15 protein-coding genes are annotated in these 15339 nt (G+C 64.8%); 8 read left to right on the forward strand and 7 right to left on the reverse strand.

Going from position 1 to position 15339, the window contains the following annotated elements; translation table 11 throughout:
* Positions 1-124 precede the first annotated feature (124 nt).
* The 3 genes from Q2T94_RS05840 to Q2T94_RS05850 are packed head-to-tail and all read left to right on the forward strand — an operon-like array spanning position 125 to position 2178.
* On the forward strand, positions 125-577 hold the full coding sequence (locus tag Q2T94_RS05840; RefSeq protein WP_264270544.1) for a MarR family winged helix-turn-helix transcriptional regulator: 453 nt from the start codon (positions 125-127) through the stop codon (positions 575-577).
* 47 nt (positions 578-624) lie between these two features.
* Entirely contained in the window at positions 625-1449 is an 825-nt protein-coding gene (nadE, locus tag Q2T94_RS05845) for an NAD(+) synthase (protein ID WP_264270543.1), read from the forward strand.
* Between the two features lie 30 nt (positions 1450-1479).
* Positions 1480-2178 carry a peptidyl-tRNA hydrolase gene (locus Q2T94_RS05850; RefSeq protein ID WP_264270542.1) on the forward strand — a complete coding sequence of 233 codons (699 nt, stop codon included), beginning with the start codon at positions 1480-1482 and terminating at the stop codon, positions 2176-2178.
* Here the strand turns inward: Q2T94_RS05850 and Q2T94_RS05855 are convergent.
* On the reverse strand, positions 2165-3307 hold the full coding sequence (locus tag Q2T94_RS05855; RefSeq protein ID WP_264270586.1) for an acyl-CoA dehydrogenase family protein: 1143 nt from the start codon (positions 3305-3307) through the stop codon (positions 2165-2167). The genes Q2T94_RS05850 and Q2T94_RS05855 overlap by 14 nt on opposite strands.
* A 230-nt stretch (positions 3308-3537) precedes the next feature.
* Here Q2T94_RS05855 and Q2T94_RS05860 point away from each other — a divergent pair, with 230 nt between their 5' ends.
* Together Q2T94_RS05860 and Q2T94_RS05865 are read left to right on the forward strand one after the other, a co-directional pair.
* The gene (locus Q2T94_RS05860) at positions 3538-5253 is read left to right on the forward strand and encodes an AMP-binding protein (protein ID WP_302263238.1); all 1716 of its coding nucleotides are present in this window, start codon (positions 3538-3540) and stop codon (positions 5251-5253) included.
* Between the two features lie 52 nt (positions 5254-5305).
* The gene (locus Q2T94_RS05865) at positions 5306-5830 is read left to right on the forward strand and encodes a MarR family winged helix-turn-helix transcriptional regulator (protein ID WP_264270540.1); all 525 of its coding nucleotides are present in this window, start codon (positions 5306-5308) and stop codon (positions 5828-5830) included.
* Positions 5831-5862: 32 nt separating this feature from the next.
* Here Q2T94_RS05865 and Q2T94_RS05870 read toward each other — a convergent pair whose 3' ends face one another.
* The 6 genes from Q2T94_RS05870 to Q2T94_RS05895 form a co-directional block, all read right to left on the reverse strand.
* A complete protein-coding gene (locus Q2T94_RS05870) occupies positions 5863-6588 on the reverse strand; it encodes an ABC transporter ATP-binding protein (RefSeq protein WP_264270539.1) in 726 nt (241 codons plus the stop codon).
* A gap of 71 nt (positions 6589-6659) precedes the next feature.
* The gene (locus tag Q2T94_RS05875; RefSeq protein WP_302263240.1) at positions 6660-7775 is read right to left on the reverse strand and encodes an ABC transporter permease; all 1116 of its coding nucleotides are present in this window, start codon (positions 7773-7775) and stop codon (positions 6660-6662) included.
* A 133-nt stretch (positions 7776-7908) separates the two neighbouring features.
* Positions 7909-8724: an MBL fold metallo-hydrolase gene (locus Q2T94_RS05880; protein ID WP_264270537.1), complete on the reverse strand. Its 816-nt coding sequence runs from the start codon at positions 8722-8724 to the stop codon at positions 7909-7911.
* Between the two features lie 145 nt (positions 8725-8869).
* On the reverse strand, positions 8870-9796 hold the full coding sequence (gene mmsB / locus Q2T94_RS05885; RefSeq protein WP_302263241.1) for a 3-hydroxyisobutyrate dehydrogenase: 927 nt from the start codon (positions 9794-9796) through the stop codon (positions 8870-8872).
* Between the two features lie 15 nt (positions 9797-9811).
* Positions 9812-10885 carry an enoyl-CoA hydratase/isomerase family protein gene (locus tag Q2T94_RS05890; protein WP_264270535.1) on the reverse strand — a complete coding sequence of 358 codons (1074 nt, stop codon included), beginning with the start codon at positions 10883-10885 and terminating at the stop codon, positions 9812-9814.
* A 5-nt stretch (positions 10886-10890) separates the two neighbouring features.
* Entirely contained in the window at positions 10891-12390 is a 1500-nt protein-coding gene (locus Q2T94_RS05895) for a CoA-acylating methylmalonate-semialdehyde dehydrogenase (RefSeq protein ID WP_302263242.1), read from the reverse strand.
* A gap of 239 nt (positions 12391-12629) precedes the next feature.
* Here Q2T94_RS05895 and Q2T94_RS05900 point away from each other — a divergent pair, with 239 nt between their 5' ends.
* Genes Q2T94_RS05900 through Q2T94_RS05910 form a run of 3 tightly spaced genes read left to right on the forward strand, consistent with a single transcriptional unit; the run spans position 12630 to position 15338 of the window.
* A complete protein-coding gene (locus Q2T94_RS05900) occupies positions 12630-13433 on the forward strand; it encodes an exodeoxyribonuclease III (protein ID WP_264270533.1) in 804 nt (267 codons plus the stop codon).
* Between the two features lie 3 nt (positions 13434-13436).
* Positions 13437-14288: a DUF8083 family protein gene (locus tag Q2T94_RS05905; protein ID WP_264270532.1), complete on the forward strand. Its 852-nt coding sequence runs from the start codon at positions 13437-13439 to the stop codon at positions 14286-14288.
* Positions 14289-14336: 48 nt separating this feature from the next.
* A complete protein-coding gene (locus tag Q2T94_RS05910) occupies positions 14337-15338 on the forward strand; it encodes a YdcF family protein (RefSeq protein ID WP_302263243.1) in 1002 nt (333 codons plus the stop codon).
* The last annotated feature ends 1 nt before the right edge of the window (position 15339 follow it).

Raw genomic sequence — 15339 nt, forward strand, 5'->3', positions numbered from 1 at the left:
TACCTGTGATCGCAGCGAGTGTGTGTCATTGAGAAGCCGGCATCGCCCGCACTGCCTTCCCTCACTCGCTGCGTGGCCAACCCGGCTACAGACAGGCAGGTGGTCCCCGGGTTAGGGTGGGGTCATGACCGATTCTCGCCCTTTGGGTTACTGGCTTAAATTGGTTGACTCGCTCATCTCCGAGCAGTTCGCCAACTCCCTCGAAGAGCACGGCGTCACCCGCCGGCAATGGCAATTGCTCAATGTCCTGACGCGCGGACCCGCCACCGGAGGCGAGCTGACTGCAGCCCTTGCCCCGTTCTTCGGGGACGTCCAGATCGAAGACGAACCCACCAGCCCATCCGAGCATCTGGCCGAGCTCGTTGAATCGGGTTGGGTTGCCGAGGAAGGGCACACCTTTGCACTCACCGAGCAGGGGTCGGTGTCCCTGAACCGTCTCACAGAGATCGTCGATGCGATGCGCGAGGAATCAAGCGCCGGAATCACGCCGGAGGAGTATTCCACCACGGTCTCATCCCTGCAGAAAATGGCCACCAACCTTGGATGGGATCCCAACCGGCCTCCCGCGGACGCGTAGGACGAATCCGCCATGGTTGGGTTCCCTTGACAGGTTAGGCTAGGGACATGCGCGAACTACAGGCTGCCATCATCAAGGAAATGGGTGTCAAGCCCCGGATCGACCCCGCCGCGGAGGTCCGTGCCCGCATTGATTTCCTCAAGGAATACCTCACCGCCACGCACACCAGCGGGTTTGTGCTTGGCATCTCTGGCGGCCTGGACTCCACCCTGGCCGGGCGCTTGGCACAACTCGCCGCGGAGGAGCTCCGGGCTGCAGGAACCGACGCCAAGTTCGTCGCCGTTCGACTTCCCTACGGAACCCAGCTCGACGAGGACGACGCGCAGGCCGCCATGGAGTTCGTGGCCGCAGACGTGGAACGGACCTTCAACGTCAAGGCGGGTGTCGACGGACTCGAAGCCGCCTTCCACAAGGCTGTGGGCACACCGGTCTCGGATTTCAACAAGGGCAACATCAAGGCGCGCATGCGCATGATCGCCCAGTACACCTTGGCCGGCGAGGAAAACCTTTTGGTCCTGGGCACCGATCACGGCGCCGAATCGGTCACCGGATTCTTCACCAAGTTCGGAGACGGCGGGGCCGACCTCCTTCCGCTCTTCGGTCTGAACAAGCGCCAGAACCGCGAGCTGCTGCGGCATCTGGACTCCCCGAGGCAATTATGGGAAAAGGTCCCCACGGCCGATCTGCTCGACGGCCAGCCTCTACGCACCGACGAGGATGAGCTGGGCATCACCTACGAGAACATCGATGACTACTTGGAGGGACGGGAGATCCCGGAGGCCGCCGCAACCCTGATCGAGGGCAAGTTCCTGCGGACACGGCACAAGCGCACCACTCCCGTCACGATCTCCGACACGTGGTGGAAGTCCTGATCGGTTCCACTACCGCATAGGCTGGAACCCGTGGAAAGCAGCCTGAACGAACCATCCCCACGTCCCGACGCACCAGAGAGTCCGGTCGAGGAATTCCCTGAACCGACCGGCGAGCTGGTGCAGCCCATCATCTTGCTGGTGGATCGCGAGGAACCCTGCCCCGAGGACGAGGGCATCGCCGTCGCGGCGCTGGCCTCGGTCAGCGCCTTGCTGGCAGATCCGCGCCACCCGTATTGGCGGCCATGGGCGCAGGGAGCGTTTGCCAAGAGCGTCCGCCGGGCGGATGCCAAGATGTTCGCCAAGGTCGCCGAGGAATTCCCCGCCCACGCGCTCGCGCAGATTGGGTCCGCACGGGCCATGGGTTTTGCCCCGATGCAGGCCGACTCCCTGCCCAAGCGCCTGGCCAAACTGCAGGTCTCGGGAACCACCTTGCCTCCGGGCGCGCCCATGGTCCCGACGACGGTTCGCATTGGGTTGAACGATTCATTGGGAATGAGCACCGGGAAGGCCGCCGCGCAGGCAGCGCACGCGTTGTTCGCCTGGGTACTGGAGGGAAAGCCCGAGGAGCTCGATGCCTGGCGTGCGGCCGGCTGCCCGCTTTCCATCGAACGCCTTGACTCCAGGGCGTTCAGGAAGAACGCCCGCACTGCCCACGGCCCGGTGATCCACGATGCCGGGCGCACCGAAATCACCCCCGGTTCCGCGACCGCATTCGTCAGTGTCGGCTGACAAACGCCGAGACGCCGGTGACGGCCCGGCCGACGATCAATGAGTTTATTTCGTAGGTGCCTTCATACGTGTAGAGGATTTCAACGTCCCCAAATAGCTTGGCCATCTCGTAGTCGCTGGTGACGCCGTTGCCTCCCAAAAGGGCACGTCCCTTGGCCGCGGACTCGCGTGCCAGGCGGGTGGTGGTCGCCTTGGCCATGGCGGCCTGGACCATTTCGAGATCCCCGGTCCCCTGGATCCTGGCCACGTCCGACATGAGTGAGAGGCTTGCCATGGCGTTGCCCAGAATCTCGGCCAGCGGCAACTGCACCAACTGGAAGCCTGCGATGGGCGCACCGAATTGCGTGCGTGCCAAGGCGTAGTCCCTGGCGATGTCGAAGATCCCCAGTTGGACGCCCGCCGCCTGCCATCCCACCCAGGCACGGGAGTGCTTGAGCAGTTCGTTGGCCGCCGCGAAGTTCTTGGCCCCGGGCAGCCTGTTGGTTTCCGGAACACGTACAGCGTCCAAACGGATGTCCGCGTTTTGCATGATGCGCAAACCGACCTTGTTGGAGATCTTGGTGGCGCTGAAGCCCGGACAATCGGACTCGACGATGAAGGCCTTGACCGTATTGTCTTCGGTGTCGCGTGCCCAAACCAGGGAAAAGTCGGCCATCGTGGCCGCGCCGATCCAGCGCTTGGCCCCGTTGATGACCCATTCATTCCCGTCGCGAGTCGCCGTGGTGGCGAGCCCTCCGGCGATGTCGGAGCCATGCTCGGGCTCGGTCAGGGCAAAGGCACCCAGTGCAGTGAATTGGGATAGTCCAGGCAGCCACTTCTTTTGCTGTTCCGCCGATCCGAGTTCCCGGATCATGCCGACGATAAGTTCGTTGTGGATGCCAACGAGGGCCGAGAGTGAGACATCGGCGCGTGCCGCCTCGACATAGACCAGGCCCTTGAACAATTCGCTGCTGCCATCCAGCTGGATTCCTCCGAGGCCGTGGGCTGCCATCTCGGGCAGGAGGTGGTGCGGAAACTCCTCGCGGTTCCAGTACTCGAGGGATTCCGGGCGCACCCGGTCCTGCAGGAAAGTGCGGATATCCCGCAAGCGTCGACGTTCGGACGGCTCCAGCAGCTGCCAGATGTGCATGAGGTCCACGTCCGGAAACGGGAGTGAAGTGAAGCTTCGTTCGGTGTCGGCAACGGCGATTGTTGCCTGGTTCTCACTCAATGGCATGAGAGGGGTAACTCCTTGTCCGGTGAAATGTTTGGCTCGATGTTTGCGAGCTCTTCCAAACCCTTGGATATCCAAGTATATTTGCCAGTGACTCAAATCACTAGGGCTTCCTACTAATTGGGTGTCCGGGCGAAAGGACGGCAATGACAGTTACCGAAGAATTCCGTGCAGCACGCGACCGACTCCTGGAACTGCGGACCGATTACGACGGCGCCCGCAAGGAATTTCGCTGGCCCGAGTTCACGGAGTTCAATTTCGGCCTCGACTGGTTCGACCAGGTTGCCAAGGATCCACTGCGCGCCGACACCAATGCACTGGTCATCGTCGAAAAGGACGGAACGTCCACGCGCCGCACCTGGGCCGAACTATCTGCCCGCTCCGGACAGGTCGCCAATTGGATGCGCTCGATCGGCATGAAGCGCGGCGAAAAGATGATCGTCATGCTTGGCAACCGCGTGGAACTCTGGGAGATCATGCTGGCCGGCATCAAGCTGGGCATGGTCATGATCCCCACCACCACGCAGATGAACCACGTCGACCTGCAGGACCGGGTTGAGCGGGGCGGTGCGCGCTGGGCGCTGGCCGGGCACGGCGACACCGAAAAGTTCTGCCGGGTCGCCGGCGACTACACGGTGATCCACGTGGACGGCGACGCACCGGTGGGCGCGGTGGACTACACCGAGAGCACCGGGCATCCCACCGAATTCGTGCCCGAGGTGGCAACCAAGGCCGATGAAACCCTGCTGCTGTATTTCACCTCCGGCACCACTTCCAAGGCCAAGCTGGTGGAACACACCCATACCTCGTACCCGGCCGGGCACCTGAGCACGATGTTTTGGATCGGTCTGGAGCCCGGTGACGTACACCTGAATGTTGCATCCCCGGGTTGGGCCAAGCACGCGTGGAGCAACTTCTTCACCCCCTGGATTGCCGAGGCAACCGTCTTCCTCTACAACTACGAACGCTTCGACGCCAAGGCGCTCATGGCCCAGATGGATGCCGAATCCGTCACCAGCTTCTGCGCCCCGCCCACCGTGTGGCGCCTGCTGATCCAGGCCGACCTGACGGCACTGAAGAACCCTCCGGCCAAGCTGGTGTCTGCCGGCGAGCCGCTGAACTCGGAGGTCATCGACCAGGTCAGCCGCGCCTGGGGGCAAACGATTCGCGACGGCTTCGGACAGACCGAAACCACCGTGCAGATCGCCAATCCGCCGGGGATGCCCATCAAGATCGGTGCCATGGGCAGGCCCATGCCCGGCTACGACGTGGTCCTCATCGACCCAGCCACCGGAGCGGAGGGGCGCGAGGGGGAAATCTGCCTGCGGCTGGATCCACGCCCGCTGGGGCTGATGAAGTCGTACTACGGGGACGGGGAGAAGACCGCGGATGCCTTCCGTGACGGCGTCTACCACACCGGAGACATGGCCGAGATGGACGAGCAGGGGGTCATCACCTACGTGGGCCGCGGCGATGACGTGTTCAAGTCCAGCGACTACAAGCTCAGTCCCTTCGAGCTGGAGTCGGTGCTGATCCAGCATCCCGCCGTCGCCGAGGCCGCCGTCGTGCCCTCCCCCGATGCGCTCAGGCTCTCGGTCCCCAAGGCCTTCGTGGTCACCGCCGCGGGCCATGAGCCTTCGGCGGAGTTGGCCGAAAGCATCCTGGGCTACTGCCGGGAACATCTGGCTCCCTTCAAACGGATCCGTCGACTCGAATTTGCCGAGCTTCCCAAGACCATTTCCGGGAAGATCCGGCGCGTGGAACTGCGGAACAACGAAGCGGCACGCCACGACGCGGCCCCTGGGCTCCAGCCCCAGGGCATCGAGTACCGTGACGACGATTTCCCGTCCCTGAAATCCTGATGCACGGAGAGGCTTGGATAAGCTGGGGCACGAATTCTATCCGGAGGGAACATTGAGCCAGCCACTATCGCGCGACCCGATCCTGGAAGCGCAACGCAATTGGGAACGCCGGGGGTGGGAGGACGTTGCCGAGCCCATGGCTGCGATCACGGCCCTGATGAGGACGCAACAGATCCTGTTGCAACGCGCGGAAACGGTCCTCAAGCCATTCGGCCTCACCTTCGCCCGCTATGAGATGCTCGCTTTACTCAGCTTTGCCCGTGAGGGCTCGCTGGCCATGAATCGGGCAAGCGCCCTGTTACAGGTCCACGCCACCTCGGTGACCAACGCCGTGGACCGGCTGGAGAGTGCCGGCCTGGTGGCTCGCACCAAGCATCCGACCGACAAGCGCACCACCCTCATTGCCCTGACGCGGCAGGGCCGCGAACTGGCCGCGGCCGCCACCATCGAGCTTAATTCCCAGGTTTTTGCCGACTCCGGGTTTTCGGACCGCGACATCTCCACACTGATCCGGATCTTCAGCAAATTCCGCCGCGAAGCCGGGGATTTCTCCGGGGACGAGCCGGCTTCCGAGTAGCGGAGGGAAACGGCCCGCCTATTTTCGGCGGTCTAGACGCCGACCAATTCCGGGAGTCCGAGCACGCCGTCGCGCATTGAGGCGACGGCATCGGTGAGCGAGATGAATTCGGTATCGTGCGTGACCATCACGGTGGCCACGGAGAACTCCTTGGTCACATGGGCCAACAGCCGCACAATGGACTCGCTGCGCGTGTTGTCCAGTGCCGCGGTGGGCTCGTCGACCAGCAACACCTTTGGCTCTCCCATCAGGGCGCGGGCGATGTTCACGCGCTGGCGCTGACCGCCGGAAAGCTGGTGCGGGCGCTTCTTGGCGCTGTCGGCCAAACCAACGATTTCCAGCAGTTCCAGGGCCCGGGCCTTCGCGGGCTTCAGCGGCTTGCCGCGCAAGTGGTCGGAAATCATGAGTTGCTCGACTGCCGTCAGCGAGGCCAACAGGTTGGGCTGCTGGAAGATGATGCCGACCTTCTCGCGACGCAAAGTGGTCATCTGGGCATCGTTCAGGTCGCTGGCGGTTGTCCCGTCGATGATGACCAGCCCGCTGGCGGGGCGGATCAATGTTGCCGCGGCCGCCAGCAGGGAGGACTTGCCCGACCCCGAGGGACCGATGAGCGAGAGCATCTGGCCGGCACCGACGCCGAGGTTGACGGCGTCCAGGGCCTTGACGGTGCCCTGCCCGTCCGGGTATTCCAGGGTCAGGTCGATCAATTGCAGGGGCATGTTGGCGGTTGCGGTTATGCCGGTGGCGGCGGTGTTCATTCAAATCCTTTGCGGGGAAGGTGGGGGCAGACGTTGGGAAAGACGCGCGGACGTCATCGTGGCCTGTGGGGCTAGTTGCCGCCCAGGGCGATGAGCGGATCGACCTTGGTGACGCGGGAGACGGCGAGCGCTGCCCCGGCCAGGCCGAGCACAAATACGCCGAGGATGGGTAGCACCGTGGTGGCGGGGCCGAGCAGGAAGGGCGCGGCGCTGGCGGCGAGGGAGCCGCCGAGGATGCCGATGCCGCCGCCGATCCCGGCACCGAGCAGCAGTACGATGCTCGCCTGGGTGATGGCGTCCCGAAGCACATACCCACCGGAGCCGCCCAGGGCCTTGAGCACGGCAATGTCGCGGGTGCGTTGCACGGTCCAGACCGTGAGGAAGGCCAGGATCACCAGGGCGGAGATCCCGTAGAGGAAGCCCTGCATCATCAGCAGCGAGCCGTTTTCGCTCTTGTAGGAGCCCAGCGCGGCGTAGGAGCCGGCGCGGGTGGTGCTGACGGTGCCCGCGGCGGCGTTGGCCGCCTCGCTATCAACCGTTGCCCCGTCCCGGTTGGTGACGGCGATGACGGTTCCGGCGTGGGTGGCGTCTCCCAGGTGGGCGAGGCCGGCCCAGGAATCGAGGTCCGTGTAGGCGACAGAGGTGTGCGAGTACCAGTTGTCCGCGGCAATCCCGCCGACGACCAGGTCGATCCCGGCCATGGAGACGGTGTCCCCGGCCTGAAGCGCCAGGTCCTCGGCCACCGATTCGCCGATGACGACCTCTCCCTCGGCAACCGGCAACGGGGCCAGCGAGCTGCCTTCCGGGATGCCGAAGACCGCGACGTTGGTGGTTCCGGTGCTGGTTTCCGACCCCGCGGCCGAGCCCTGGAAGCGGGTCTGGGTGATGCCGATGGCTTCTGCCGATGCAACACCCGGGCGGCTGCCCCAGACGTCAACCTGTTCCGCGGTGACCTGGCTTTCGGTGAACGAGGCCTTGGGTTCGTTGCCGCTGGCGGCGCCAAAGGCAAGGGTGTCCACCGGGGTGGTCCCGGAGCCGAGGTTTTTCAGGGCAGAGGTTGACTGGTCTCCCAGACCGGCGGTCAGACCGGAGAGCATGACCAGCAGCAAGGTAATGAGCGCAACCACCGAGCCCATGAGGGCGAAGCGGCCCTTGGCGAAGCGGATGTCGCGGATTGCAAGAAACACGGTAGGAGGTTCTCTCTCAGTGGATGGTGCGGGGGGCCTTGCGACCGGCAATTTCCCCCTTCTTATCTCCCATCCTCCGTCTGCAGCCTCCCTTGCACATCGACCATATGGTCGATTGGTGCAGGCTGTCCCATTATTCGGGCATATCCCCATTGACCCACGATATGTACCGGCGCAGCGTCCGTTTGACAGCGGTGTGGGCGTCCTGTTCCAATACGCCGAAGGCGCTGTACATCCGAGTGAACGCCAGTGGCATCACGATGCCAAGGATGCGTTCAACGGCACTGGCGGGCAGCGGGATGTTGTTGACGTAGCTGCGCATGGCGTTTGCCGATGTCCTGTCACCCCCCACGGCAATGGTGTCCCCGCTGACCAGCACCCCGGCACCATTCTGCCCGGCCGGCCAGTGCACGACGCTGCTTCCGGCGAAGTGGCCGCCACATTGGTACATCCAGAGGCCGGGGAGCATCTCGACTTTTCCTTCCCAAAGCCTGATGACCGGATCCGGGCGCCGGATCCACTGCTCATCTGCCGCGGCAACGTACACAGGGACATGTCCGAAGCGATGGCTGTACTGGATCGAGGATCCGGTCAGGTGCGGATGGCTGGAGGCAATGGCCGCCACTCCGCCGAGCTCGTCAATACGAAGTGCACCGGCCACATCGATGAATCCGGGCGGCTCAAAAAGCAGGTTGCCGTCGGGAGTGCGGATCAGCAGCCCGCGATGCCCGATGCCCAGTCGCGGTGTCGTGGTGACGGAGTAGAGGTCGGGTTCCAGTTCCTCGACCAGTATTTTGTACCCCTTGGATTCGAGCTCATCACGGGTGGTCCAGGCCTGGCCCGTCGCGGGCACGTATTGGCGTTCGTCCTCGCAGATCGCGCAGCTCTTGGGCGGGCCGGCGCCATCGCCGTGTTCAATGGCGCAGGTTAAGCAACTGAAGATGGTCATCAGGGCCCCTTTCCCCTCGGTTTGCAGGTCGTGGTCACATCCCACGAACCTCAAGGTGCGTTGAGGTCAAGTCCCCCGGGTGCGGGCGCGTCATAGACGCTCCCGCACCCGGGCGACCTTGCCGCGCTTCGGCTTGCCGGCCTGCCTAGCCTCCCGATTTGTCCCGGATCTCGGTGATGATGCCGGAAAAGTCGCGGCCGGCCCCGCCCTCATCGGCGAACTTGCGGTAGATCTGTGCGGCCATTGGGCCCAGTTGCGCGGCAACCCCCGCAGTCTCCACGGCGTTCAACGCCAGGCCAAGGTCCTTGGCCATCAGTGCACCGGCAAAACCGGGGACATAGTCGCGATTGGCAGGGGAAGCCGGCACCGGTCCGGGGACCGGGCAGTTGGTGGTCACCGACCAGCATTGTCCCGAGGCCGTGGAGATCACGTCGAACAGCGCCTGGTGGGTCAGGCCCAGCTTCTCGCCGAGCACGAACGCCTCGGCGGCGCCGATCATGGAGATGCCCAGGAGCATGTTGTTGCAGATCTTCGCGGCTTGTCCGGCGCCGTGTCCGCCGCAGTGCACCAGCTTCTTGCCCATGACCTCCAGCAGCGGGGTGATGTGCGCGAGATCGCCCTCCTCGGCGCCGATCATGAACGTCAGGGTCCCGGCTTCGGCTCCGACCACGCCACCGGAAACCGGGGCGTCTGCCGACCGGTGCCCGGCGGCCAGCGCCAGCTGCGCCGCCTCGCGGGCCTGGGCCACGTCGATGGTGGAACAGTCGAGGAACAGGGTATTCGGCGGGGCGCTTTCCAGCAACCCGGGTTCGCCCACGCCCCGGTAGGCATCGAGCAGGATGTCCCCGGAGGGGAACATCGTCAGCACGATGCGTGCGCCGGTGGCGGCCTCGATGGCCGAGGCAGCACATGGCACGCCCGCCCCGACGGCGGCGTCAACGGCCGCGGGGACGACGTCGAAGCCCACCACGTCGAAACCCGCCTTGATGAGGTTCACGGCCATGGGCTCGCCCATGTGCCCGAGCCCCAGGAATGCTATCCGGCCCGCGGAGGCGGGCGATTGTTCAGACATGTTCTTCCTCCAGCGTTATTCGACCGCGTCGCTCAGGGCGCGTGGGTTGAGTTTGAGTTCGCGCTCCCCGAGCGAGGCGAAGCAGGCATCAAGGTCTTCCTGCCGCACTTGGGCCAGGGTGGGGGGATTCCACGCCGGGGCGTAGTCCTTGTCGATGACCTGGGCACGAATGCCCTCGGGGAAGTCCCTGGACTCGAGGCAACGCAACCCGACCCGGTATTCCTGCTCCAGCGTCTCTTCGAGGGATCCCAGGTCCCTGGCGCGGCGCAGCGAGGCCAGGGTGAGCTTGAGCGCGGTCGGCGATTTCTTCGCCAGCGTCGCCACGGCGTACTGGGCCTCAGCGTTTCCGTCGTCTGCCAGTTCCTGGAGCGCGGAGACGATTTCCTCGACATCCTGCCGCGCATAGACGTCATCGAGCCAAGGCCGCCAGGCCTCCAGGTTCGAGGCCGGGACGGGCAGGAGGTATGCCGGCAGCACTTCGTCAACCGGCCTGCGCTCAAGTTCCGCGAAGAGCTCCTCGGCGCGGGCGAAGTCGATGAGGTGGTCCGCCAGTCCAAGGTAGAGCACCTCGGCCGCGCCCAGGTGCTCGCCGGTGAGCGCGGCATGGGTGCCGGTTTCCCCGGGGGCACGGGAAAGCAGGTACGTGCCGCCGACATCCGGGACAAAGCCGATGGTGGTTTCGGGCATCCCGCTGCGGGTTCGGCTGGTGACCAGGCGGTGGCTTCCGTGGGCGGAAATCCCGACTCCCCCGCCCAGGACCAGACCGTCCATGTAGGCGATGTAGGGCTTGGGATAGGCATTGATCAGGGAATTCAGCCGGTATTCGGTCGCCCAGAAGGCTTCGGTTTCCCTGCCGCCTGCCGCGATGTCGCGGTGGATCGCCACGATGTCGCCGCCGGCGCACAGCCCGCGATCGCCTGCCCCTCGCACCAGCACCTGGCTCACCGCCGGGTCGCTGGCCCACTCGCCGAGGGTCTGGAGCATGGTCGCGGCCATGCCAGCAGTCAGGGCATTGACGGCGCGCGGTCGGTTCAGCGTGATCACGCCGAGGGATCCGCGCACTTCGGAAAGGATCTGCGGCTCGTCCACGTCGCTTAGCTACCTTCCGGCATGACGAAGCTCGCGCCCTCGCGGATGCCCGAGGGCCAGCGCGTGGTCACGGTTTTGGTCTTGGTGTAGAAGCGGAAGGCGTCGGCCCCGTGCTGGTTCAGGTCCCCGAAGCCGGAGGCCTTCCACCCGCCGAAGGTGTAGTAGGCGATCGGGACCGGGATGGGAACATTGACCCCGACCATGCCGACCTGGACGCGCGAGGTGAAGTTCCGGGCGGTGTCGCCGTCGCGCGTGTAGATGGAGACGCCGTTGCCGAATTCGTGCTCCGAGGGCAGGCGCAGGGCCTCCTCGTAGTCCTTGGCCCGCACCACGCAGAGCACGGGTCCAAAGATTTCCTCCTTGTAGATGCGCATGTTTTCGGTGACGTTGTCGAAGAGGGTGGGGCCGACCCAGAATCCGTCTTCGTGGCCCGAAACGCTCAATCCGCGGCCGTCGACCAGCAGCGAGGCGCCCTCGTCCACGCCGACCTGGATGTAGTTCTCGATGCGTTCCTTGGCGCTTTGGGCCACAACGGGTCCGAAGTCGGATTCCTTGTCCATGCCGTCGCCGACCTTGAGCCCGGCCACGCGTTCCTTCAGCTTGGACACCAGGGCGTTGGCGGTGGCCTCGCCGACGGGGATGGCAACAGAGATGGCCATGCAGCGTTCGCCTGCCGATCCGTATCCGGCGCCCATGAGGGCATCGGCCACCATTTCCAGGTCCGCATCGGGCATGATGACCATGTGGTTCTTGGCCCCGCCGAAGCACTGGGCGCGTTTGCCGTTGGCTGCTGCGGTGGCGTAGATGCTTTGGGCGATCGGGGTCGATCCCACGAAGCCGATGGCCTTCACCCGCGGGTCCTCAAGCAAGGCGTCGACGGCTTCCTTGTCACCGTTCACGACGTTGAAGACACCGTCCGGGAGCCCGGCCTCGGTGAAGAGCTCGGCGAGCCGCAGCGGGACGGAGGGGTCGCGCTCGGAGGGCTTGAGGATGTAGGAGTTGCCCGCGGCAAGGGCCGGTCCGGCCTTCCACAGCGGGATCATGGCGGGGAAGTTGAACGGGGTGATGCCTGCGACAACGCCCAGTGGCTGGCGCAGGGAGTGCACGTCGATGTCGGTTCCGGCACTGTCGGAGAATTCGCCCTTGAGCAGGTGCGGGGCGGCGGCGCAGAACTCGATGACTTCCAGGCCCCGCTGGATGTCTCCCTTTGAATCGGGGAACGTCTTGCCGTGCTCGCTGGTCAGCAGCGCCGCCAGCTCATCCATGTTCGCGTAGACGAGCTCGACGAACTTGCTAAGGATGCGGGCCCGGCGCTGCGGGTTGGTCTGGCCCCATTCGACTTGTGCGGCCTCGGCGACGGTGATGGCGTCTCGGACTTCGCCGGGCGAAGCCAGTGGGAGCCTGGATTGCACGGCTCCGGTGGAGGGGTTGTACACATCGGAGAAGCGACCGGAGGTTCCTTTGGCGTGGGCGCCGCCCACGTAGTGGGTCAGTTCACGGGTCATGTGATTGATGCTCCTATGCAAGATTCGCCTGAACGCGGCAGCGGCCTGTGATGCGCACCACGCCTGTTACCCAAAAATATACTCGGACTTCCTACTAAATTGCTAGGTCTTGGCCACCCTCGCCGGCACCCCATGGCCGCACACCGCCCGTGCGCCGGGGCACGGGCGGTGTTCATCAGGGCGGCAACCCGCTGTCGCGCAGAACTGACCGCCGTGATGAGAGTTGATAGGTTGGGTATGTGAAGATTGCTACCTGGAACGTGAACTCCCTTCGTGCCCGTGCCGACCGCGTCGAGGACTGGCTGCGCCGCTCCGACGTCGATGTCCTGGCGATCCAGGAAACCAAGTGCAAGGACGAGAATTTCCCTTGGGAGTTGTTTGAAAACAACGACTACGAGGTCGCCCACTTCGGCCTCAGCCAGTGGAACGGCGTGGCCATCGCCTCCCGAGTGGGCCTTGACGACGTCGAGCGGACCTTCGCAGACCAGCCGGCCTTCGGCAAGGGCGGCAAGGACCCGGTGCAGGAAGCGCGCGCGATTGCCGCAACCTGCGGCGGCGTGCGCATCTGGAGCCTGTATGTGCCCAACGGCCGCGCCCTGCAGGACGAGCACATGCCCTACAAGCTCGATTGGCTCGCAAACCTCAACGCCCAGGCCGCCGGCTGGCTGGCCGAAAACCCCGAGGCGCAGGTTGCCCTGATGGGCGACTGGAACATCGCCCCGCGCGACGAGGACGTCTGGGACATCGACTTCTTCATCGCCAATGAACTCACCCACGTCTCGGCCCCGGAACGCGCGGCCTTCGACGCCTTCCTGCAGACCGGTTTCGTCGACGTGGTCCGCCCGCATACCGACACCCCCAAGACCTACACCTACTGGGACTACACCCAGCTGCGGTTCCCCAAGAACGAGGGCATGCGGATTGACTTCACGCTGGCCTCCCCCGCGCTGGCCTCCCGCGTGATTGGTGCCGAGATCGACCGCAACGAACGCAAGGGCAAGGGCGCCTCCGACCACGTCCCGGTGATTGTGGAGCTGGACTAGGCCATGGTGCAGGTCAACGGAACCAACCGACGGGCCCTCCCGCCGACCTCGTACCTGCGCATTTTCGAACCACTTCGGGCCTTTTCGGATGCCGATCAGCGGCTGGCCGTGGCCAGCGGCCGAATCAACCGCGAAACCATGGAGGACGCCAGCGCCTGCGCGGCATTGCAGCGCCTGACCCGCCCGGCTTCCGACCCGTTCCCGCACCGGCACACCGAGACCTTCCGCAAACTGGTCACCACCACCTGGGACGGCACCGTCAACACCCTGTATTGCCCCGACCAGTTGGCCACCCGCACCATCCTGGCCTCGGAACAGCTCGACGGCTCCATGCGCCCCCAGCTCCTGGAGCTGCTGGTTCCCGATGCCGCCCGGGCGGCCAATGCGCTGCGCGTGGACCGGCAACGCTTCACCGACGACCTGGCACACCTGCACACCCGCACTGCGACCTGGGGCATCCCCTTTGGCTGGCTGATCCTGGTGCACGAGGACGACGAGGTGGATGTCATTGAGGACGGGGAGGAACTGCTCGCCAGCCGCATCTACACCCCGCTGCCCCAGGCATTGGACCGGGTCCGCTATGCCGCGGCAACCCTGGCCATCCATGCCCCGGAAATGGACCTTCTGGACGAGCTTGCGGCGCTGAGCGAATGGCTGCAGCTCTTTGACAAGGAGTCGGTGGTCGAGCTCGACTACGGACGCATTGCAGCGCTCGTCTGGCCCGACGATTCGCCTCACGACCTGCGCCTGGGCATCGAGTCGCTGGCCGAATCCGACATGACCGGCGCCGCTGCTTCCTATCGCCGACTCTCGAACCGGTGGCTGGCCGTCCGCCAGCTCGCGCGGGCCAACTAGCCTGCAACCCCATGCGGGGGCACCGTGCGGCCTTGATAGTCTCGGACAGTGTTCCTTGTCCCAGCGTTGCTGCTTATTTTCCTGTACTTCTATCTGCGCCACCGCGACCGCCGGATGCTGCGCAACGGTGTGGTGTTGGTGGCTGCCTGCTACCTGGCATTGATCGAAATTGGCAATCTGCTTTCCCGCTGGGTCCCTGGCATGTCCTACGTGTTCCTGGGGATCTTGGCCCTGGCTCCACTGTCGGTCCTGGCACTGGCAGCGACCCTGATTCGGAACGGGGTGGTGATGTCCAAGTCCGAGGGCCGGCGGCTGGGCAACCTGTTGTTCCTTGTGGCAGGGCTGCTGCTCATCGCCTTGCCTCCCCTGGCCCTGTTGCTGGTGCTCACGCTAAAGCCGATGGCGATCGGGCTGGCGGCCCTGCTCTTCTTCCTTTGCAGCTACTTCGGCGTGGCTTTCGTGGTCTTTCTTGCCTACGCAGTCGCCTACGGGCGCAGGACCTTTACAGGGATCCCGCAGGGAATCGTGGTGCTGGGCTCGCGGCTGGACGACGGTGGAGTCCCGCCACTGCTGCGCAACCGGCTAGACAAGGCACTGCAAATCTACCGGTGCACCACACCTCGCCCGCTGCTGATCCCCTCCGGCGGACAGAGCCCTGACGGGGTCCTGGCCGAGGGCACGGCGATGACCGACTACCTGGTTGGCGCCGGGGTGGCTCGCGAGCATGTCGTGGTGGAGAAAAATGCCGTGAACACGGAGGAAAACCTCACGTTTTCCGCGAATCTCTTCCGGGAATCGGGAGGCTGCGGACCGCTGCTAGTGGTCACCAACAATTACCACGCACTGAGGGCCGCACTGCTGGCACGTCGGCTGGGGGTCGATGCCGAGGTGGTTGGCTCGCCGACCGCCAAGCACTATCTGCCCGGTGCCTTCCTGCGCGAGTATGTGGCGGTACTGGTGGAACACAGATGGTTGCACGCGCTGTTGTGCCTCCCCTTCATGGCATTCACTGCGCTGCTGGTCATGGCCGTCATGAAAAGCCAGGGCTAAC

Origin of the sequence: Paeniglutamicibacter sulfureus, from assembly GCF_030512175.1 — a bacterium.
GTDB classification, from domain to species: Bacteria; Actinomycetota; Actinomycetes; order Actinomycetales; family Micrococcaceae; genus Paeniglutamicibacter; species Paeniglutamicibacter sulfureus.

Coding starts and splice junctions, on each gene's coding strand:
- Q2T94_RS05840 (WP_264270544.1), top strand. CDS start 125: ATGACCGATTCTCGCCCTTTGGGTTACTGGCTTAAATTGGTTGACTCG.
- nadE (WP_264270543.1), top strand. CDS start 625: ATGCGCGAACTACAGGCTGCCATCATCAAGGAAATGGGTGTCAAGCCC.
- Q2T94_RS05855 (WP_264270586.1), bottom strand. CDS start 3,307: ATGCACATCTGGCAGCTGCTGGAGCCGTCCGAACGTCGACGCTTGCGG.
- Q2T94_RS05860 (WP_302263238.1), top strand. CDS start 3,538: ATGACAGTTACCGAAGAATTCCGTGCAGCACGCGACCGACTCCTGGAA.
- Q2T94_RS05870 (WP_264270539.1), bottom strand. CDS start 6,588: ATGAACACCGCCGCCACCGGCATAACCGCAACCGCCAACATGCCCCTG.
- Q2T94_RS05880 (WP_264270537.1), bottom strand. CDS start 8,724: ATGACCATCTTCAGTTGCTTAACCTGCGCCATTGAACACGGCGATGGC.
- mmsB (WP_302263241.1), bottom strand. CDS start 9,796: ATGTCTGAACAATCGCCCGCCTCCGCGGGCCGGATAGCATTCCTGGGG.
- Q2T94_RS05895 (WP_302263242.1), bottom strand. CDS start 12,390: ATGACCCGTGAACTGACCCACTACGTGGGCGGCGCCCACGCCAAAGGA.
- Q2T94_RS05905 (WP_264270532.1), top strand. CDS start 13,437: ATGGTGCAGGTCAACGGAACCAACCGACGGGCCCTCCCGCCGACCTCG.